This is a genomic window from Streptococcus castoreus DSM 17536, assembly GCF_000425025.1.
In the GTDB taxonomy this organism is placed as follows: Bacteria; Bacillota; Bacilli; order Lactobacillales; family Streptococcaceae; genus Streptococcus; species Streptococcus castoreus.
The window spans coordinates 13,311-34,032 of the sequence record NZ_AUKZ01000020.1; the positions used below are offsets into that span (position 1 = coordinate 13,311).

Sequence of the window (20,722 nt, forward strand, 5' to 3'; positions counted from 1 at the left end):
CTTTTTTGTCTCAATCCCCTTAGTTATACCAAGAGAGCATTGAGCGAGATAGAAAAGCTGTGGGCTAGATTATTTTGTAATATTTTCAAAGGAAAGAAGGAAGAAAATGAACCCTAAAAAAATCGCTCGGATCAATGAGCTTGCTAAAAAGAAAAAAACAGTTGGTTTAACCGGGGAAGAAAAGATTGAACAAGCCAAATTACGCGAAGAATACATTGAAGGTTTTCGTCGTTCAGTTCGTCACCATGTTGAGGGAATTAAATTAGTGGATGAGGAAGGTAATGATGTGACACCTGAAAAACTTCGGCAAGTCCAACGTGAAAAAGGTCTTCATGGTCGTAGTTTGGACGATCCGGAATCATAAGCAAGCTGTTCTTTTCAGATGAGATTGGAGAAAAAGTCATTTGGGACAATTTCTTCAATCTTTTTTAGGTTAAGGGGTTACTTCTTAATCAGACTTAGTTATAATAGGGTTAAACGAAAAAAGAAAACGCTTACCAAAGGAGGATGACACATGTCTCATGAAACGTATATCATGGCCATTGATCAAGGAACAACTAGTTCACGGGCAATCATTTTCAACAAAAAGGGTGAACAGGTTAGTAGTAGTCAAAAGGAATTTCCGCAGATTTTCCCACAGGCTGGATGGGTGGAACACAATGCTAACCAAATTTGGAATTCTGTACAATCGGTTATTGCGGGTGCTTTCATTGAATCGAGCATTAAACCAGAACAAATTGAAGCGATTGGCATCACTAATCAACGTGAGACAACAGTGGTTTGGGATAAAAAAACAGGGATTCCTATTTACAATGCTATCGTCTGGCAATCTCGTCAAACGGCTCCAATCGCTGAGCGATTAAAACAAGCTGGCTACACTGCCATGATTCATGAAAAAACGGGTTTGGTTATTGATGCTTATTTTTCTGCCACAAAAATCAGATGGCTTTTAGATCATGTTCCAGGTGCACAAGAACGAGCGGAAAACGGTGAGTTGTTGTTTGGCACTATCGATACGTGGTTGGTTTGGAAGCTAACAGACGGTGCTGTCCATGTGACAGACTATTCTAATGCTGCTAGAACCATGATTTATAATATCAAAGAACTCAAGTGGGATGATGACATCCTTGAACTTCTTAACATCCCTAAAGCCATGCTTCCAGAGGTGAAATCCAATTCTGAGATTTATGGTAGAACAGTTCCCTTTCATTTTTATGGGGGACAAGTTCCTATTTCTGGGATGGCTGGCGATCAACAAGCAGCCTTATTTGGACAATTGGCTTTTGAACCAGGAATGGTGAAAAATACCTATGGAACAGGTTCATTCATTATTATGAATACTGGAGAAGAAATGCAATTATCTCGAAACAATCTGTTGACAACGATTGGCTACGGCATTGATGGGAAAGTTCATTATGCTTTGGAAGGATCGATTTTTATTGCAGGTTCGGCTATTCAATGGTTGAGAGATGGCTTAAAAATGATTGAAACATCTGTTCAGTCAGAACAACTTGCACTAGCATCAACGAGTGCTGATGAGGTTTATGTCGTACCAGCCTTTACGGGCTTGGGGGCACCTTACTGGGATTCCAGTGCACGAGGATCAGTATTTGGATTGACACGTGGAACCACTAAAGAGGACTTTGTTAAAGCAACGTTACAATCAATTGCTTATCAGGTTCGAGAGGTTGTGGATACCATGCAAGTGGATTCGGGCATTAACATCCAGCAATTACGTGTAGATGGCGGCGCAGCTATGAATAATATGCTCATGCAATTCCAAGCGGATATTTTAGGCATTGATATTGCTCGTGCTAAAAATCTTGAAACAACAGCTTTGGGAGCAGCTTTTTTAGCAGGGCTTGCTATTGATTACTGGGAAAATACCGATGCTCTCAAGGCATTAAATGCCACGGGACGATTGTTTAAGGCAAAGATGGATGACTCACATAAGGAAAAATTATATAACGGTTGGAAACGAGCAGTCAAAGCGACACAAGTTTTTGCACAAGGCTCGGAGTTTCTTTAGCCGATCGCCTAGAATCGTAGATTGTTGTTGGTAAGATCTCTAAGGGATAAAGTAAGTTAAACTTTGGGATTGTTAAAGGTGAAAATCACTTTGCTATCATTCTCAGAAATCCAAACAAACAGCTACTCCTCATAAAATCTAGTCTAGTTTTGAACACAAAACTGTGTGATACTTGGTCTTTTCTAAGGCTTGTCTGACTTTTATAATAAAGTAAGGTGGTGTAGAGGTTCTTATTTTAGAGTGTGCCTTTAGCCTACAAATAACATGAAAACTCTTTGGAGGTAAAAAATGAAATTTTTCTTAGATACAGCTAACGTAGCCGCTATTAAAACAATCAATGAACTTGGTGTTGTAGATGGAGTAACCACTAACCCAACGATTATTTCACGAGAAGGGCGCGACTTTGAAACAGTTATCAAAGAAATTTGTGAGATTGTGGATGGACCAATTAGCGCAGAAGTGACTGGATTAATAGCGGATGAAATGGTCGAAGAAGCACGCAGTATTGCAAAATGGCATAAAAATGTTGTGGTGAAAATTCCAATGACGACAGAAGGCTTGAAAGCGACTAATATTCTTTCAAAAGAAGGCATTAAAACAAACGTCACTTTGATTTTCACTGTTAGCCAAGGTCTAATGGCTATGAAAGCAGGGGCAACTTATATCAGTCCATTTATAGGTCGCTTGGAAGATATTGGAGCAGACCCATATCAATTAATCAGTGATCTTAGGGAAATTATCGACTTGTATGATTTCCAAGCTGAAATTATTGCAGCAAGTATCCGTACCACAGCACATGTGGAAGCTGTTGCCAAATTAGGAGCACACATTGCTACGATTCCGGATTCATTATTTGCTAAAATGACACAACACCCATTGACGACTAACGGTTTGAAAACATTTATGGAAGACTGGGCTTCCTTTAAAAAATAAGGTTAAAGAGTCTATGGTTAAGGCTGTAGACTCTCTTTAGTTCAGTTCGTCTAGCAAGTTATTCTGACAGTTAGAAACTTGTAGTGAGCCTACGGTATTTTCTTAGGTTTTAAGAAAAGAATTTATGAACTTTATAGGAATTTCTGAAAAAACAGTCTATTTTTGTGATACAATAGAGGATAGAAAACGTTTAATTTTAGTTGTAATAAACAGAGAGGTTTAATTTATGACATTTGATGCAATTGACCAGTTGGCAGTAAATACTGTTCGTACCCTATCAATGGATGCTATCCAAGCAGCGAATTCTGGGCACCCAGGTCTTCCGATGGGGGCAGCACCAATGGCTTATGTTTTATGGAATCATTTCATGAATATTAATCCAAAAACAAGCCGTAATTGGTCAAACAGAGACCGTTTTATCTTATCAGCAGGTCACGGAAGTGCAATGCTTTATAGTTTATTGCACCTAGCTGGTTATGACTTGTCTGTTGAGGATTTGAGAAATTTCCGTCAATGGGGTTCTAAAACGCCAGGACATCCTGAAGTGAATCATACAGATGGTGTCGAAGCAACCACAGGACCTCTTGGTCAAGGGATCGCTAATGCTGTGGGTATGGCAATGGCAGAAGCTCATTTGGCAGCTAAATTTAACAAACCAGGATTTGACATTGTTAACCATTATACTTTTGCTTTAAATGGAGATGGTGACCTTATGGAAGGTGTCAGCCAAGAAGCAGCTAGTATGGCAGGGCATTTAAAACTTGGCAAATTGGTCTTACTTTATGATTCAAATGATATTTCACTTGATGGTCCTACTTCAATGGCGTTTACTGAAGATGTTAAAGGACGTTTTGAAGCTTACGGTTGGCAACATCTCCTTGTGAAAGACGGCAATGATTTGGACGAAATTGCAAAAGCGATTGAAGTTGCTAAAGCAGAAATAGAAAAACCAACCATTATTGAAGTTAAAACAATTATTGGTTATGGTGCTGAAAAACAAGGAACTTCAGCAGTTCACGGTGCTCCTCTTGGAGCAGAAGGCATTGCTTTTGCCAAGAAAGCTTACCAATGGACTCATCAAGACTTTGAAGTACCTGCTGAAGTGACTGAGCGATTTGCCCAAGGACTTCAAGCGCGTGGTGAAAAGGCTGAGCAAGCATGGAATGACCTATTTGCAGCTTATGAAGCAGAATATCCTGAATTGGCAGCAGAGTACAAAAAAGCTTTTGCCAACGAAGCCGCCCAAGTAGACCTTGACACTCATGAACTTGGTAGCTCAGTGGCTAGCCGTGTGTCAAGTCAACAAGCCATCCAACAAATTTCAGAACAAGTCCCATCATTCTGGGGTGGGTCAGCAGACCTTTCTGCTTCTAACAACACCATGGTTAAGGCTGAAACAGACTTTCAAGCAGATAATTATGCTGGTCGTAACATCTGGTTTGGTGTGCGTGAGTTTGCCATGGCAGCAGCTATGAATGGGATTGCTCTTCATGGTGGAACACGAGTGTATGGTGGAACATTCTTTGTGTTCTCTAACTATTTGCTTCCAGCTGTTCGTATGGCAGCATTGCAGAACTTACCAACCGTTTACGTGATGACACATGACTCAATCGCTGTTGGTGAAGATGGACCGACCCACGAACCTATTGAGCAATTAGCAAGTGTGCGTTCAATGCCTAACTTGAACGTTATCCGTCCGGCTGATGGTAATGAGACAAATGCAGCTTGGAAACGTGCCATTGCTGAGACGGATCGTCCAACTATGCTTGTCTTGACACGTCAAAACTTGCCTGTTCTTGAAGGTACAGCTGAATTGGCAGAAGAAGGACTTAATAAAGGTGCCTATATTTTATCAGAAGCCAAAGGGGACCTTGATGGTATTATCATTGCAACCGGTTCAGAAGTAAAACTTGCTATAGATACCCAAGCAGCCCTTGAAGCAGAAGGTATTCATGTGCGTGTGGTATCAATGCCTGCTCAAAATATTTTTGATGAACAATCAGCAGAGTATAAAGAAAGTATCCTACCAGAAGCAGTGACAAAACGCCTTGCTATTGAAGCTGGTTCAAGCTTTGGTTGGGCAAAATATGTCGGTCTTTCAGGTAAAACATTGACTATTGACACATGGGGTGCCTCAGCACCGGGAAATCGCATTTTTGAAGAATACGGTTTCACAGTTGCACATGCAACTGACTTATATCAATCAATGTAATCATATCTCTAAAACCAGAGTAAGCTAGCCTCGCTTACTCTGGTTTTTAATAGTCTTAGTCTATTTTTTCTCTTTATCTTTGGTATGAGTAATGGACGACTGTTTGTCATGCCAAATGCATAAAAGATTTTTAACAAGAAAATAACAGTTTTTGCATGTCAATATTCAGATGTTTCAAGATGAAGGATTGTTTTCAGATTTTTGACTACAGAGAAAAATCTAAACTAACTTGTTTTCATCGGCACGATAATTCGGAAATCATGGTTTGCTGTGTCTGTCGTGACGGTTAGCGATAAGTTATTGACAAAAATGTCAAGAGGGAGTATCATTTAGATATTATTTCAGTTGTACTAATGTATAAGAACAAAAATAGAAGGAGACAGGATAGAAAAGAAGCGACGGCGTCTGTAGGATGTGATGAAACAAGCTATGATGATCTAGAAAATTCATTATTTTATCAGTTTCCAATAAGTTAACAAAAATAGCAATCCTCTAGTTGCTGCTGCCCCATTGAATTAAGCTTTGAACAACTATTTGCTTGTTAGTGATCTGTTGCTATCAAAATCGTTTTACCATTTTAAAGTGTCATTGGAGAAGCTTATTTTAGAGGAAGTGTCTTGTCCTCAGTTTAGGACAGTCAAACAGTAGAAAAGGAAAAAGGGGTCTATGATCGAGTTTAAACATGTTTCAAAATTATATGGTGATAAAGAAGCTCTAAGTGATTTAAATCTTACCATTAAAGATGGGGAAATTTTTGGGTTAATTGGGCACAATGGTGCCGGAAAGACAACCACAATCAGTATCCTAACATCCGTTATCCAAGCTAGCTATGGCGAGGTTTTGGTTGATGGTCAATTACTTGAAAAGAATAGAGAAGCCATCAAAAAACAAATTGGTTATGTTCCTGACTCACCTGATATTTTTTTAAACTTAACTGCAAATGAGTATTGGCAGTTTCTGGCTAAGATTTATGGTGTTTCAGATGAGGACAGGAAAGAACGCCTTGACTATTTGACTCATCTTTTTGAATTAACCGATGATATTAATCGAACCATTGATGATTTTTCACATGGAATGCGCCAAAAAGTAATTGTTATTGGGGCTTTGGTATCAAATCCTAATATTTGGATTTTGGATGAACCTTTAACAGGTTTAGATCCACAAGCTTCTTTTGACCTAAAAGAAATGATGAAAGCACATGCAGCGTCAGGTCAGACTGTCCTTTTCTCAACACACGTTCTTTCAGTTGCGGAGCAATTATGTGACCGTATTGGGATTTTAAAAAAGGGGAAACTTATTTTTGTAGGAACGATTGACGAATTAAAAGAGCATTATCCTGAGAAAGACTTGGAAAGTATTTATCTCGAACTTGCGGGTCGTAAGGCACAAGAAGAGGGGTGATGACATGAATTGGTCTACGATTTGGGAACTCATTAAAATAAATATTCTCTACTCTAACCCACAAAGTTTGACAAATTTAAAGAAACGTCAAGAAAAACACCCTAAAGAGAACTTCAAGGCTTATAAAAGCATGATGAGACAGCAAGCATCGATGATTGTTATGTATTTGGTCATTTATATCTTCATGTTTCTTGATGTTAACTTTAACCAGTACCCAGGAATATTTTCATTTGATATTGCCATTTTCTTTATCATGTCAACTCTAGTGGCATTTTCTTCCATGTATACCATTTTTTATGAAAGTAACGATGTTAAGCTATATGTTCACTTACCAGTAAAAGCTGAGGAACTATATGTTGCTAAACTCATTTCTTCGCTAGGAATGGGAGCTATCTTTTTAATGCCTTTAGTGTCTCTCTTTCTTATTGCCTACTGGCAGATTTTAGGAAACCCTTTTGCCATTTTAGTAGCTCTTTTGCTATTTATAGTCTTGTTAGTGAGTTCCATGGTTTTTGCGGTTTGTCTGAATGCTTGGGTGGGAAGGTTAATTGTCAGGAGTCATCGACGAAAGCTTATGTCAACTCTACTGATGTTTGTTTCTACCTTTGGTGCCTTTGCCTTGATTTTCATTCTCAATATCAGCAACAATCAACGTATGATGACCGATGGAAAAATAGTTGATTATCCAACAATTTTCTACTTTAGAGGATTCTATGATGTTGTCCAAGCACCATTTTCTGGCAACACTCTTCTCAATTTTGGGTTACCATTGCTTATTGTTTTGATCATGTTATATGGTATTGTTAAAAAAATCATGCCAGCCTATTATCAGGAAGCTCTTTATATTAGTAATCAAAACAAAGAAAAACAAGCTAGGAAGCCAGTGAGTCGTGTTGATAGAGCGCAAAATCTGGATCAGTTGATGCGAAAACATCACTTATCAACCTTGCAAAATGCCACTTTGTTGACTCAAACTTACCTGATGCCATTGTTGTATGTGATCATTTTTGTAACTCCTAGTTTATCACATGGTACAGAAGTGTTTGAACACCTCTCACCAGAATTTTTTGGCATTGCCTTGTTGATAGGAATTGTTTTGGGTGGTATGTGTGCCGCTCCAACTAGTTTTGTTGGGGTTGGTATATCGCTTGAAAAAGAAAACTTTATTTTTATTAAAAGCTTGCCAATTAAACTCAAAACGTTCCTGTTGAAAAAATTTCGCTTACTTCTCTTACTTCAACTGATTGTTCCTCTAGTGGTTTATTTAGGACTTGGAATTTTTATTTTAAAAGTTCATTTGTTACTGGTAGTAGCTTTTTGTTTAGGGTTTGTTGTTGCTATGATTGTTCAAGGGGAATTTGTGTATAGGCGTGATTATCAGTTGCTTGATTTGAAGTGGCAAGATTTGACCCAACTCTTCACCAGAGGAAATGGACAGTGGCTAATGATGGCATTTGTGTTTGGCCATTTGATTTTAGGTGGTCTTCTAGGTGTTGTGGTAATCATCCTATCTAATATCACAGGACAAGTTCTTTTAATCAATAGTTTATTAGCGGTCATTCTTTTTATCGGAATGGGGCTTTGTCACCTCTGGTTGTTGAAAACTTTTTGGAAAAATTTAGATAAACTTTAACCTTCTTTTGGGTAGGAGAAATCCTTTCTTGGTAAAACAGTCCTTAAGGGCTGTTTTTTGCGTTATAATATTGAGGTAGCAAGAATAGCTTGAAGATTTCAAGCATGTTATTCAGGTAATTTTGAGTTAATTCAAAAAGAAGCTAGAATGTTATGAAATAGAGTAGATAGGGGGATTCTTTCTAAAGTGGAATGAAACCCTTTTCTCTTACTTTTTCATTTCTAAACTTTTTGAAGTATGGTACAATTAAAATTATGACAAAAGAATTTCATCATGTAACGGTACTTCTTCACGAAACTGTCGATATGCTTGCCATTAAACCTAACGGTATCTATGTTGATGCGACGCTAGGAGGTTCAGGTCACTCGGCTTATTTGTTGTCCAAACTTAGTTGCCATGGTCATCTGTATTGCTTTGATCAAGATCAAAAAGCCATTGATAATGCACAGCTGACTCTCAAATCCTATATTGATAAGGGACAGGTAACATTTATTAAGGACAATTTCAGAAATCTGAAGGCACGTCTAGCTGATTTTGGTGTGACAGAAATTGATGGCATTTTATATGATCTTGGAGTATCTAGCCCACAGTTAGATGAAAGAGAACGAGGCTTTTCGTACAAGCAAAACGCTCCTCTTGACATGCGTATGGATCGTCAGGCTACTTTAACTGCCTATCAAGTGGTTAATCATTATGCTTTTAACGATTTGGTTCGTATTTTCTTTAAGTACGGTGAGGATAAATTCTCGAAACAGATTGCAAGAAAAATTGAGCAAGCAAGGGTAGCAAAGCCAATTGAGACAACAACAGAGTTGGCAGAATTAATTAAGTCTGCTAAGCCTGCTAAAGAATTGAAAAAAAAGGGGCATCCTGCTAAACAAATCTTTCAAGCGATACGTATTGAAGTCAATGATGAGCTTGGTGCAGCTGATGAATCCATTCAGGATGCAATGGCGCTTTTAGCACTTGATGGTCGTCTGTCGGTCATTACTTTCCATTCTTTAGAAGATCGTCTAGCGAAGCAATTATTTAAAGAAGCAAGTACGGTTGATGTGCCAAAGGGGATTCCTTTTATTCCTGAGGAAATGAAACCCAAGTTTGAACTTGTGTCACGAAAGCCAATTTTACCAAGTCAGGAAGAATTAGCGGTTAACAACAGAGCGCATTCTGCTAAATTGCGTGTCATCAGAAAAATTCGGAAATAAGACTATGATAAATGAAAAAAGAACTCAGGCAGTTTCAAAAGCCTTGCAAAAAAGAATAAGAACTTTCTCTAGAATTGAGAAGGCTTTTTATGCTGCCATTATTGTTACGGCTATTACAATGGCGGTTAGTATCATTTATTTGCAAAGTCGTAAATTGCAATTACAACAAGATATAACACGCTTGAACAGCCAAATTTCAGATAAAAAAACAGAGCTGAATAATGCCAAGCAAGAGGTCAATGAATTGTCACGGCGTGATCGTATTGTTGACATTGCTGGAAAAGCTGGTCTGAGCAACCGTAATGATAATATCAAGAAAGTTGAGTAATCTATGAGAAAATGGCAAAAATATTTTTTAGATTATGTTGTGCACGACCGTCGAACACCAGTACAAAATCGTGTGCGGGTTGGGCAAAACATGATGCTCTTGACGATCTTTATCTTCTTTATTTTCATCATTAATTTTATGATTATTATAGGGACAGACCAAAAGTTTGGAGTTAATTTATCAGAAGGGGCAAAAAAAGTTTACCAAGAAACGGTTACCGTCCAAGCGAAGCGTGGTACTATTTATGATCGTAATGGGACAGCTATTGCAGTAGATTCGACAACTTATAGCATTTATGCGATTCTTGATAAATCTTTCGTATCTGCCTCTAATGAAAAATTGTATGTTCAACCGTCTCAGTATGACAAGGTGGCTGATATTTTAAAAGAGCATCTAGGCATGAAGAAAAAAGAGGTCATCAAGCAGCTCCAACGCAAAGGTCTTTTCCAAGTTTCTTTTGGAACATCAGGATCAGGAATTTCTTACAGCACCATGTCAGCTATTCAAAAGGCAATGGAAGCTGCTAAAATTAAAGGAATTGCGTTTACAGCTAGCCCTGGTCGTATGTATCCAAATGGAACCTTTGCTTCCGAATTTATTGGCTTGGCTTCGCTGGTCGAGGACAAAAAAACAGGTGTTAAGAGTCTTGTCGGAAATTCAGGCATTGAGGCAGCTCTTAATAAGACGTTGTCCGGTCAAGATGGAGTGATTACCTACCAAAAAGATAGAAATGGGAATACACTTTTAGGAACGGGTAAGGCAGTCAAGAAGGCTGTTGATGGTAAGGATGTTTATACTACCCTGTCTGAACCTATCCAAACCTTTTTGGAAACTCAAATGGACGCTTTTCAGGCAAAAGCCAAGGGCGAACTTGCAAGTGCCACCTTGGTAAATGCTAAAACAGGTGAAATTTTAGCAACCACTCAACGACCAACCTATAATGCGGACACCCTTAAAGGTCTTGAGGATAAAAAATATAAGTGGTACAGCACCTTACATCAAGGAAACTTTGAACCTGGTTCTACTATGAAGGTCATGACTTTAGCAGCAGCTATTAATGAAAAGGTCTTTGATCCTAATGAGACTTTCAGTAATGCTAATGGTTTAACCATTGCAGATGCTACTATTCAAGACTGGTCAATCAATGAAGGTATTTCAACGGGACAATATATGAATTATGCTCAAGCTTTTGCCTTTTCTAGTAACGTTGGAATGACCAAGTTAGAACAAAAAATGGGAAATGCTAAGTGGATGAATTATCTCACCCGATTCCGTTTTGGTTTTCCAACCCGTTTTGGTTTGAGAAATGAGGAAGCTGGAATATTTCCTTCTGATAATATTGTTACCCAAGCGATGACTGCCTTTGGTCAAGGGATTTCAGTTACGGAAGTCCAAATGCTCAGGGCTTTCACCGCTATTTCCAATGATGGTGCCATGTTGGAACCTCAATTTATCAGCCAAATTTATGATCCAAACACAGCAAGTTTTAGGACGGCTGATAAAGAGGTTGTGGGGAAACCTGTTTCTAAAAAAGCAGCTAGTGACACAAGGCAATATATGATTAATGTAGGAACAGACCCTGTATTTGGAACCCTCTATTCCAAAACGTATGGTCCTGTTATCAAGGTTGGAAACCTGCCTGTTGCGGTTAAATCGGGGACTGCCCAAATTGGTGCAGAAGATGGTAGTGGTTACCAAGATGGTGGTTTGACCAACTATGTGTATTCAGTAGTTGCCATGGTACCAGCAGATAAACCTGACTTTTTAATGTATGTGACCATGAAAAAACCAGAGCATTGGAGCATTCTCTTTTGGCAGGAGGTGGTCAATCCTGTTTTGGAAGAGGCGTATTTGATGAAAGATACTCTAAGTAGACCGGTTGTTACGGATGCAAGTCATAAAGCCGCCTATCAGTTGCCTAATTTTATCGGAAAAGGACCTGGTGAGACCTCTAGTGAGTTGCGTCGTAATCTTATCCAGCCGGTTGTGCTTGGAACCGGCAGCAAAATCAAAGAAATGTCACATAAGACAGGTCAAAATTTAGCAGAAAATCAGCAAATTCTCATACTTTCAGATCATTTTACCGATTTACCAGATATGTACGGTTGGACCAAGTCTAATGTCAAAACCTTTGCCAAGTGGACAGGAATCGATGTTACCTTTAAAGGCGCAGACACTGGTCGTGTTGTCAAACAAAGTATTGATGTCGGAAAATCTTTGAAAAAAATCAAAAAAATTACCATTACCTTAGGAGACTAACATGTTTTTAACGCTTATAGCAAGCCTCGTAGCCCTTGTTTTGACTGCTTTTGCAATGCCTCATTTTATTAAGTTCTATCAGTTAAAAAAAATTGGTGGGCAACAGATGCACGAAGATGTCAAGCAGCACTTGGCTAAGGCTGGGACACCTACGATGGGAGGAACGGTTTTTCTTCTTGTGGCGACAAGCTTGTCTGTTTTATTTGGACTCTTTTATTTCCAAGATGGTAAGAGTTTTGGCTTGATTTCAGGCATCTTATCTGTTGTTACCCTCTATGGTGTTATTGGTTTTTTAGATGATTTTTTGAAAATCTTTAAACAAATTAATGAGGGGTTGACTGCCAAACAAAAGTTAATCTTGCAGTTGGTTGGTGGTTTGATTTTCTATTTTTTACATGTGAGTCCAAGTGGTATCGCATCAATTAATGTCTTTGGTTATCACCTGTCTTTAGGAATTTTTTATCTTTTCTTTGTTTTGTTTTGGGTTGTTGGGTTTTCAAATGCAGTAAATCTGACAGATGGTATTGATGGCTTGGCTTCTATTTCTGTTGTCATCAGTCTTTTGGCTTACGGAGTGATTGCCTATACTCAGAGACAATTCGATGTTTTGCTGTTGATTGGTATCATGGTGGGGGCTTTGATTGGCTTTTTCCTCTTTAATCATAAACCTGCTAAGATTTTTATGGGAGATGTGGGGAGTTTGGCGCTCGGTGCCATGTTGGCAGCCATTTCAATTGCTCTTCGTCAAGAATGGACCCTACTGATTATCGGAATTGTTTATGTTCTTGAAACCAGTTCGGTCATGTTGCAAGTGTCATATTTCAAATATACTAAGAAAAAATATGGAGAAGGTAGACGTATTTTTAGAATGACTCCTTTTCATCACCATTTGGAATTAGGTGGCTTATCTGGTAAAGCAAATAAGTGGTCTGAGTGGCAGGTGGATGCTTTCTTATGGCTTCTTGGAATAGTTGCTAGCTTGATTACCCTTATGATTTTATACCTGTAAACTAGTAGGTAGTGATTGCATTAACAGAGTGACTGCTTTTGCTCAACTGGTTGGACAAGATAATACTTTAAATGGAGTGGAGACGACCTTGAAATCCTTGTTTTTAAGTGTCCTTTTCCTCTTTTTGCTTGTCAATGATATTAATGATATAATAGGGAAGAAAACGAGGTAGAACATGTCATTTAAAGATTATCATTTTAAACACTACATTCAAAAAGCGCTGGATGAAATTGGGTTTGTGGAGCCAACAGAGGTTCAGCAGCGTTTAATTCCTATTATTAACTCGGGTCGTGATTTGGTTGGAGAATCTAAAACCGGATCTGGGAAAACCCATACTTTTTTATTACCTATTTTTGAAAAACTTGATGAAAACAAAGAAAATGTTCAAGTCGTTATTACCGCTCCTAGTCGTGAATTAGCCACGCAGATATTTGAAGCCAGCAAACAAATTGCCAAGCATTCGGACAAGACTATTCGTTTGGCTAACTACGTGGGTGGAACAGACAAACAGCGTCAGATCGAAAAGTTAAAAGGTAGTCAACCCCACATTGTTATTGGAACTCCGGGACGTATTTATGACTTAGTAGCATCTGGTGATTTAACGATCCATCAGGCAACGACCTTTGTGGTGGATGAGGCAGATATGACTATGGATATGGGCTTTTTAGAGACTGTTGATAAGATTGCCTCGTCTCTTCCAAAAGTTGTGCAAATCTTAGTTTTTTCAGCAACCATTCCACAAAAATTACAACCTTTTTTGAAAAAATATTTGACCAATCCTGTCATTGAGCAAATCAAGACAGAAACGGTCATTGCTGACACCATTGATAACTGGTTGGTCTCTACAAAAGGTCGAGATAAGAATGGTCAAATTTTGGAATGCTTAAAAACCATGCAGCCTTATCTAGCGATGATTTTTGTGAATACCAAAGAACGAGCAGATGATCTGCACGGCTTTCTTGTTGCCAATGGTTTAAAAGTTGCCAAAATTCATGGCGGTATTCCACCAAGAGAGCGTAAGCGTATCATGAACCAAGTCAAAAAACTTGATTTTGAGTACATTGTGGCAACCGATTTGGCAGCAAGGGGAATTGATATTGAGGGGGTTAGTCATGTTATTAATGATGCCATCCCACAAGATTTATCTTTCTTTGTTCACCGAGTAGGACGTACAGGTCGAAATGGCATGTCAGGCACAGCCATTACCTTTTACCAACCAAGTGATGATTCAGACATTAAAGAGTTGGAAAAAATGGGAATTGCTTTCACACCCAAATTATTAAAAAATGGCGAATTTCAAGAGACTTATGACCGTGATCGCCGCCAAAATCGTGAAAAGTCCTACCAAAAATTAGACACTGAAATGATTGGCTTGGTAAAAAAGAAAAAGAAAAAAGTAAAACCAGGTTATAAGAAAAAAATCCAGTGGGCAGTTGATGAAAAACGACGTAAGGAACGTCGTGCAAAAACCCGTGCGAAAGGTAGAGCAGAACGTAAGGCAAAAAAACAAACTTTCTAAAATTTAAACTAGGCTTGTTTCTACCACTTAATAAGATACCGCTACTTTAACATAAAGAAAAAGTAGCAAAGGCTTCTCCCATCAGAGATTTCCTCACGATTCGTTTTGGTGTATTTGTCAATAGGAGTAGATGGCGACAAAGCTAAGTCCGAGAGAACAAGTGTTTCTCTCTTTTTTGATGTTCAAAATGCAGTTACACTTTTGGTTTTAACGTTTTTAAAGCGAAGAAAATCAAATGAAATCTGTTCGTAAATAGAAAGGCGAAGCAGAGGGTCTTTAATAGGATTTTCATGATTTCATAAGGGGGGTTCCTCCTATTTCTAGATTGATTGAGAAAACTTCTCTGATATGACGATGCTGTTATCCACTACAGAAAAAAGCAGAGAATTTTTTAAAGACTTTATCGCTGTGGCTCGTTGAAATGGTTTTATTCAATGGAGTACCAGATAAGAAAATTTTATCGAAATAGACTGTTTTTCGAAACACATTTTTACCCCCCCCCCCCCGAAAAAAAGGATTCTTCTATTTCGTCCCGATTATTTATTTTATATAATCATTTAGTAAAAATTATGAGAGATTACTTGCAGTTAAATGTGAGTATCTTTTAATTAAAGTGAACTAGAGGAGAGATTGTTTTGAAAAAAAGACATATTAACAAATTAGCCTGCCGTTACGGCTTAACCTCAGCTGCCGTTTTGTTAATGGCTATGGGGACAACAGTACAGGCAGCTAGTAGTACACAAGCAAGTATCAGTTCAGTTAAATCATCGTTAACATCTTTGACAGAGGCACAAGGTAAATTTCCAACTTTAAGTAGTTACTTGAAGTCAACCACAGCTGATAAGGACGGAGTTAAGGATTATTTAGAAAAATTAGAGGAATTCTTGAAAGCATACTTTGCTGCACGTAATCCGTTTGATACAAATGTTTATCGTATGGTAGAGATGCTAGATAACAAACCAGGGGTTCCAGGACCCGCTGGACCTAAGGGAGAAGCTGGTAAAAATGGTGAGCGCGGTCCAGCCGGTCCGCAAGGACCTAAAGGGGATCGTGGTGAAAAAGGTCCAATTGGTTCAACCGGTCCACGAGGATTTAAAGGAGATACCGGGATAGCTGGACCTAAGGGAGAAAAAGGTGAGAAAGGTGAGAAGGGAGATCCTGGTAAAGATGGTGCCCAAGGTCCGGTTGGACCTCAAGGTGAAAAAGGCGAACAAGGACCAATGGGACCTCAAGGACAGCCCGGTGCCCAAGGTGAGAAAGGAGAGAAAGGTGACCAAGGAATCCAAGGAGAAACTGGTCCAATGGGACCTCAAGGAGAGCAAGGACCAAAAGGTGATACTGGTCAAGCTGGCAAAGATGGTGCTAAAGGCGAAAAAGGAGATAAAGGAGAAGCCGGAGCAGCAGGTCGAGATGGACTAGATGGTAAAGACGGCAAAGATGGTGCCCAAGGTGAGCGCGGGGAGAAAGGTGACAAGGGGGACCAAGGTATCCAAGGCGACAAGGGCGATACTGGTGCTCCAGCTGTGCCAGAAGTTCCCCAAAAACCTGAAGCTCCAAATCAACCAGAAGGACAACCAAAGAAACCTGAGGTTCCAAACCAACCAGAAGAACAGCCAAAGAACCCTGAGGTTCCAAGCCAACCAGAGGAACAGCCCAAAAAACCTGAAGTTCCAAGTCAACCTCAAAATCCAGAAGTAAAACCAACCCCACAGGTGACCCCTTCTGAAAGCCAAAAAGGGGCTGGCACTTCACAGGTTCAAACCCCACATCAGGAACAAAAACTGGCTAAACCAGTTGTTAACTCTACATCAGTAAAACACTTGCCAGCTACTGGCGAAACCACTAACCCATTCTTCACAGCGGCAGCGGTTGCAGTGATGACTAGTGCGGGGCTACTTACTCTATCTGCTAAACGTAGAGAATACTAATCTCTTTTCAAAAATAAAACCAAAATACAGTTTTAGAAAGACAGATCAAGCAAGGTCTGTCTTTTTGCGTCATGTCTTACTAGCTGAAATAGTAGGTCAGTCTATTATCAGTTTAGGAACCATTTCAGCTGGTTGTGAGCAGTCCTTACATGAAGAGAAAGGATACCAGAAGTGTTGTTTTCCTTACGTGTTTGATAAAAAAGCAAAAATTTGGAAAAAGAAAAAGAGTGTGCTATACTTAACAGGTAGACTTTTAACCAGTTAAGTATATACAAAGGAGGAATCATGAAAAAGAAAATTCTTTTAATGATTAGTTTTATTGGTTTTTCATTTGCTTGGCAGCTAGTTCAAGCAAAACAAGTATTAGCAGAGGGGAAAGTAAAAGTAGTGACAACTTTCTATCCTGTCTATGAATTTACTAAAAGTGTTGTCGGCAGTGCCGGTGAGGTATCTATGCTGATGAAAGCAGGGGCAGAGCCTCATGATTTTGAACCCTCTACAAAAGACATCAAAAAAATTCAAGATGCGAATGCATTTGTTTACATGGACGATAATATGGAAACTTGGGTTTCTGATGTGAAAAAATCGTTAAAATCTAAAAAAGTGACCATCGTCAAAGGAACAGGTAACATGCTGCTGTTAGGAGGGGCTGCTCATGACCACGATCATGAAACGGCTGACAAAAAACAGGATAAAAAGAAAGAACACCACCATGCCTATGATCCGCATGTTTGGCTATCGCCATATCGGAGCATTACCGTTGTGGAAAACATTCGTGATAGCCTGTCAAAAGCTTACCCAGAAAAAGCTGCCACTTTTAAAGCAAATGCGGCTACCTATATTGAAAAGTTGAAAGAACTTGATAAAGACTACACAAACGCTCTTTCAGAAGCAAAGCAAAAGAGTTTTGTGACCCAACATGCTGCCTTTACCTATATGGCTCTTGATTATGGCTTAAACCAAATTCCAATTAATGGTGTAACACCTGATACAGAACCATCTGCCAAACGTATTGCAGCCCTTTCAAAATACGTAAAAAAATATGGTATTAAATATATTTATTTTGAAGAAAATGCCTCAAATAAGGTCGCTAAAACTTTAGCTAAAGAAGCAGGGGTTAAAACAGCTGTCCTTAGTCCACTTGAAAGCTTAACCGAAAAGCAACTGAAAGCTGGTGATGATTATATCACTGTGATGCGTAAAAACCTTGATGCCTTACGTTTAACAACAGATGTTGCTGGTAAAGAAATTCTTCCTGAAAAAGATACCACTAAGACAATTTACAATGGTTACTTTAAAGATAAAGAAGTTAAAGACCGTAAATTATCTGATTGGTCTGGGAATTGGCAATCGGTTTATCCCTATCTCCAAGATGGCACCTTGGATCAAGTTTGGGATTACAAGTCTAAAAAGTCTAAAGGTAAGATGACGGCCGCTGAATATAAAGACTATTACACTACTGGATATAAAACAGATGTGAAACAAATCAAGATTAATGGTAAGAAAAACACCATGACTTTTGTTCGCAACGGGGAAAAGAAAACTTTCACTTATAAGTATGTTGGAAAAGAAATCTTGACTTATCCTAAAGGAAATCGTGGTGTGCGTTTCATGTTTGAAGCCAAGGAAACAGATGCTGGTGAATTCAAATATGTTCAGTTTAGTGACCATGCCATTGCACCAGAAAAAGCAGAGCATTTCCATTTGTACTGGGGAGGTGAAAGCCAAGAAAAGCTTCACAAAGAGTTAGAAAATTGGCCAACCTATTACCGTTCAAGTTTATCTGGTCGCCAAATCGCTCAAGAAATCAATGCCCACTAATTATCATTAAAAAATCAACCTAAAGATCTCTTTAGGTTGATTTTTTGTTTCATTTCTTTTATTTTTGATAAAAAAAGTTTAATATTTCTCAAGAATACCTTGACGATAACTTAATATTATAATATACTTTAAGTGGTTATAACAAGTTAGAGGTGATTGGATGGAAAAGGAACAACCGCTCTATTTACAGCTTGTCGATGCCTTGGAAGTTAAAATCAGAAAGAGCATGGCAGCCAATGATAAATTATTGTCTGAACGAGAACTGAGTGAGTGTTACGGTGTTAGTCGCATTACTGTTAGACTAGCCCTTAAAGAATTAGAATTACGAGGTTTAATCTATAAAAAGCAGGGGAAAGGAACCTATGTTTCAGGAATTAAGGAACCTGCAACTGATTTGTCCAGCACGTATAGCTTCACAGAACAGATGAAAAAAATGGGAAAGATTCCCAAAACGAAGATTCTTTCCTTTGAACAGCACCCAATAACCCCTTATTTATCAAGGCTTTTAGAGTTAGATACTGATATAGATGTTTTTGAATTAGAGCGTCTTAGGATTGCTGATGAGATGCCTTTAATGTTTGAGCGGTCTTATATTCCAGCAGCAGTATTTTCTGGGTTGACGGTTGAAAACTTGGAACAAAAACCTTTGTATGAGTTATTTGCTGAAGATTTTCAAGAGACAATCCGCCTAGCGGAGGAGGAGTTTTATGCCAGTATTGCCCTAGATTATGAGGCAAATCTTTTAGGGATAAAAAAGGGAGATCCCGTCTTACATATTATTCGTAAAACGTATAATGATAAAAATATTTTAATTGAATTTACCTTTAGTATTGCAAGGGCGGATCAATTTAGGTACCGTATCCAACATCGCCCAAATGGCTAAAAATAATTGGAGGTTATTAAATGTTTTCAAAAACACAAGCAGAACTGGAAGCGCTTGGTGCAGTGATTACTGCCAAGGAAATTCAGCAAGAGCCCCGTTTGTGGCAAGAAACCATTGGTTCTTTTTGGCAAAAACAGGATCAAGTTGTTTCTTTTTTAAATAAGGTTTGCGAAAGCGCTAACAAAGATAAGGTGAAAGTGATCTTCACAGGAGCAGGGACTTCTGAATATGTGGGAAATACGATTTGTCCTTATGTGACCATGGCTGGAGATCGACATCGCTATTGTTTTAGTAGTTTAGCTTCAACAGACCTTGTTGCTGCCCCGCATTATTATTTATTTGAGGAAGAGACCGTCCTCTTGGTTTCTTTTGCAAGAAGTGGTAATAGTCCTGAAAGTGTAGCAGCTGTTGATTTGGTGAACCAGTTAGTTCCTAATGCTTATCATTTGATCATTACATGTGCTAAAGATGGGGAATTGGCGAGAAAAGGCCAGAGAGATGATCGTTCTTATGTTTATTTAATGCCAGATGACTCCAATGATGCAGGTTTTGCCATGACTGGAAGTTTCACCTGTATGATGTTGGCTGCCCTACTCATTTTTGATTCCCAAACAAGCCTTGAACAAAAACAAACTTATGTTGATGAAATGGTTTTAGCTGGACAAGCTATTATTGGCAATGAAAAGGAATTGCAAAGACTTGTTGATTTAGATTTTAACCGTTTGGTTTATTTGGGGTCAGGTCCATTAGCGAAGTTAACACAAGAGGCTCAGCTCAAGATTTTAGAACTGACAGCTGGCAAGATTGCAACGCTTTATGACTCTTCTATGGGATTTAGGCATGGTCCCAAATCTTTTGTTGACAATAAAACCTTGGTAATTGGTTTTGTAGCAAATGATCCTTATGTTAGACAATACGACTTGGATATTTTAGAAGAAGTAAAAGCAGATGCCATTGCTCTTGATACGGTAGCTGTTTTGCAGACTGGGCAAGAAAACTTTGGTGGGCATCAATTATGTTTAGACTTGTCACAGTTATTACCGGAAGCTTATTTAGCTTTCCCTATGATTTTGGTGGCTCAACTGTTAGCACTCTTGTCATCTATTAAAGTTGGTAATCTTCCTGATACACCATCTGCCACAGGGACCGTTAATCGTGTGGTTAAAGGGGTTACCATTCACGAATACACTAGCAATTAGGAGGGATCAATGCGTCACTTATCTCAAGCAAAATACAAATTTTTAGAAAAAGTCAGCCAGGAAGGGCTTATATCATCTCTAGCATTTGACCAACGTGGAGCCCTAAAACGGATGATGGCAGCTCATCAATCGACACCACCAACCGTTGCGCAAATGGAAGCCCTCAAAGTCTTGGTGTCAGAGGAATTAACCCCCTATGCCTCTTCTATTTTGCTAGATCCGCAATACGGTCTACCCGCAACGAAGGCTCGTGACGAAACAGCAGGTCTGCTTTTGGCTTATGAAAAAACAGGCTACGATGCCACCACCACAAGTCGTCTACCAGATTGTCTCACCGAATGGTCAGTCAAACGCCTAAAAGAA

Annotated in this window: 16 protein-coding genes; all 16 read left to right on the top strand. The window is 38.9% G+C overall.

The window, feature by feature from the left end; translation table 11 throughout:
- Positions 1 to 106: 106 nt before the first annotated feature.
- Positions 107 to 364 (top strand): DUF896 family protein, encoded by a 258-nt coding sequence (locus H346_RS0106425; RefSeq protein WP_027970357.1) that lies wholly within the window; start codon positions 107 to 109, stop codon positions 362 to 364.
- 150 nt (positions 365 to 514) lie between these two features.
- A complete protein-coding gene (gene glpK / locus H346_RS0106430; protein ID WP_027970358.1) occupies positions 515 to 2,029 on the top strand; it encodes a glycerol kinase GlpK in 1,515 nt (504 codons plus the stop codon).
- 288 nt (positions 2,030 to 2,317) lie between these two features.
- Positions 2,318 to 2,962, top strand: coding sequence for a fructose-6-phosphate aldolase (gene fsa, locus H346_RS0106435; protein WP_027970359.1), 645 nt, complete (start codon positions 2,318 to 2,320; stop codon positions 2,960 to 2,962).
- A gap of 226 nt (positions 2,963 to 3,188) precedes the next feature.
- Positions 3,189 to 5,174, top strand: coding sequence for a transketolase (tkt, locus tag H346_RS0106440; protein ID WP_027970360.1), 1,986 nt, complete (start codon positions 3,189 to 3,191; stop codon positions 5,172 to 5,174).
- Between the two features lie 666 nt (positions 5,175 to 5,840).
- Entirely contained in the window at positions 5,841 to 6,575 is a 735-nt protein-coding gene (locus H346_RS0106445) for an ABC transporter ATP-binding protein (RefSeq protein ID WP_027970361.1), read from the top strand.
- A gap of 4 nt (positions 6,576 to 6,579) precedes the next feature.
- Positions 6,580 to 8,208, top strand: coding sequence for an ABC transporter permease (locus H346_RS0106450; protein ID WP_027970362.1), 1,629 nt, complete (start codon positions 6,580 to 6,582; stop codon positions 8,206 to 8,208).
- 254 nt (positions 8,209 to 8,462) lie between these two features.
- Positions 8,463 to 9,413 (top strand): 16S rRNA (cytosine(1402)-N(4))-methyltransferase RsmH, encoded by a 951-nt coding sequence (gene rsmH, locus H346_RS0106455; RefSeq protein ID WP_341830606.1) that lies wholly within the window; start codon positions 8,463 to 8,465, stop codon positions 9,411 to 9,413.
- 4 nt (positions 9,414 to 9,417) lie between these two features.
- A complete protein-coding gene (ftsL, locus tag H346_RS0106460) occupies positions 9,418 to 9,741 on the top strand; it encodes a cell division protein FtsL (protein WP_027970364.1) in 324 nt (107 codons plus the stop codon).
- A 3-nt stretch (positions 9,742 to 9,744) separates the two neighbouring features.
- Positions 9,745 to 12,000 carry a penicillin-binding protein PBP2X gene (gene pbp2x, locus H346_RS0106465; RefSeq protein ID WP_027970365.1) on the top strand — a complete coding sequence of 752 codons (2,256 nt, stop codon included), beginning with the start codon at positions 9,745 to 9,747 and terminating at the stop codon, positions 11,998 to 12,000.
- Position 12,001: 1 nt separating this feature from the next.
- Complete coding sequence (gene mraY / locus H346_RS0106470; protein WP_027970366.1) at positions 12,002 to 13,009, top strand: phospho-N-acetylmuramoyl-pentapeptide-transferase; 1,008 nt, start codon at positions 12,002 to 12,004, stop codon at positions 13,007 to 13,009.
- 175 nt (positions 13,010 to 13,184) lie between these two features.
- Positions 13,185 to 14,528, top strand: a complete 1,344-nt coding sequence (locus H346_RS0106475; protein ID WP_027970367.1) for a DEAD/DEAH box helicase — start codon at positions 13,185 to 13,187, stop codon at positions 14,526 to 14,528.
- A 635-nt stretch (positions 14,529 to 15,163) separates the two neighbouring features.
- A complete protein-coding gene (locus tag H346_RS10960) occupies positions 15,164 to 16,456 on the top strand; it encodes an LPXTG cell wall anchor domain-containing protein (RefSeq protein WP_051188365.1) in 1,293 nt (430 codons plus the stop codon).
- 285 nt (positions 16,457 to 16,741) lie between these two features.
- The gene (locus tag H346_RS0106490; RefSeq protein ID WP_027970369.1) at positions 16,742 to 18,277 is read left to right on the top strand and encodes a zinc ABC transporter substrate-binding protein AdcA; all 1,536 of its coding nucleotides are present in this window, start codon (positions 16,742 to 16,744) and stop codon (positions 18,275 to 18,277) included.
- A gap of 160 nt (positions 18,278 to 18,437) precedes the next feature.
- Positions 18,438 to 19,160, top strand: a complete 723-nt coding sequence (locus H346_RS0106495) for a GntR family transcriptional regulator (protein WP_027970370.1) — start codon at positions 18,438 to 18,440, stop codon at positions 19,158 to 19,160.
- Positions 19,161 to 19,180: 20 nt separating this feature from the next.
- Positions 19,181 to 20,359: an SIS domain-containing protein gene (locus H346_RS0106500; RefSeq protein WP_027970371.1), complete on the top strand. Its 1,179-nt coding sequence runs from the start codon at positions 19,181 to 19,183 to the stop codon at positions 20,357 to 20,359.
- A gap of 9 nt (positions 20,360 to 20,368) precedes the next feature.
- A partial coding sequence (locus H346_RS0106505) for a hypothetical protein (protein WP_027970372.1) occupies positions 20,369 to 20,722 on the top strand: 354 nt, incomplete at its 3' end.

Excerpts from the sequence above, each read along its gene's own strand:
- mraY (WP_027970366.1), top strand. The coding sequence starts at position 12,002 with ATGTTTTTAACGCTTATAGCAAGCCTCGTAGCCCTTGTTTTGACTGCT.
- H346_RS0106475 (WP_027970367.1), top strand. The coding sequence starts at position 13,185 with ATGTCATTTAAAGATTATCATTTTAAACACTACATTCAAAAAGCGCTG.
- H346_RS0106445 (WP_027970361.1), top strand. The coding sequence starts at position 5,841 with ATGATCGAGTTTAAACATGTTTCAAAATTATATGGTGATAAAGAAGCT.
- pbp2x (WP_027970365.1), top strand. The coding sequence starts at position 9,745 with ATGAGAAAATGGCAAAAATATTTTTTAGATTATGTTGTGCACGACCGT.
- glpK (WP_027970358.1), top strand. The coding sequence starts at position 515 with ATGTCTCATGAAACGTATATCATGGCCATTGATCAAGGAACAACTAGT.
- H346_RS0106500 (WP_027970371.1), top strand. The coding sequence starts at position 19,181 with ATGTTTTCAAAAACACAAGCAGAACTGGAAGCGCTTGGTGCAGTGATT.
- rsmH (WP_341830606.1), top strand. The coding sequence starts at position 8,463 with ATGACAAAAGAATTTCATCATGTAACGGTACTTCTTCACGAAACTGTC.
- H346_RS0106425 (WP_027970357.1), top strand. The coding sequence starts at position 107 with ATGAACCCTAAAAAAATCGCTCGGATCAATGAGCTTGCTAAAAAGAAA.
- H346_RS0106490 (WP_027970369.1), top strand. The coding sequence starts at position 16,742 with ATGAAAAAGAAAATTCTTTTAATGATTAGTTTTATTGGTTTTTCATTT.
- ftsL (WP_027970364.1), top strand. The coding sequence starts at position 9,418 with ATGATAAATGAAAAAAGAACTCAGGCAGTTTCAAAAGCCTTGCAAAAA.
- H346_RS0106495 (WP_027970370.1), top strand. The coding sequence starts at position 18,438 with ATGGAAAAGGAACAACCGCTCTATTTACAGCTTGTCGATGCCTTGGAA.
- tkt (WP_027970360.1), top strand. The coding sequence starts at position 3,189 with ATGACATTTGATGCAATTGACCAGTTGGCAGTAAATACTGTTCGTACC.
- H346_RS0106450 (WP_027970362.1), top strand. The coding sequence starts at position 6,580 with ATGAATTGGTCTACGATTTGGGAACTCATTAAAATAAATATTCTCTAC.
- fsa (WP_027970359.1), top strand. The coding sequence starts at position 2,318 with ATGAAATTTTTCTTAGATACAGCTAACGTAGCCGCTATTAAAACAATC.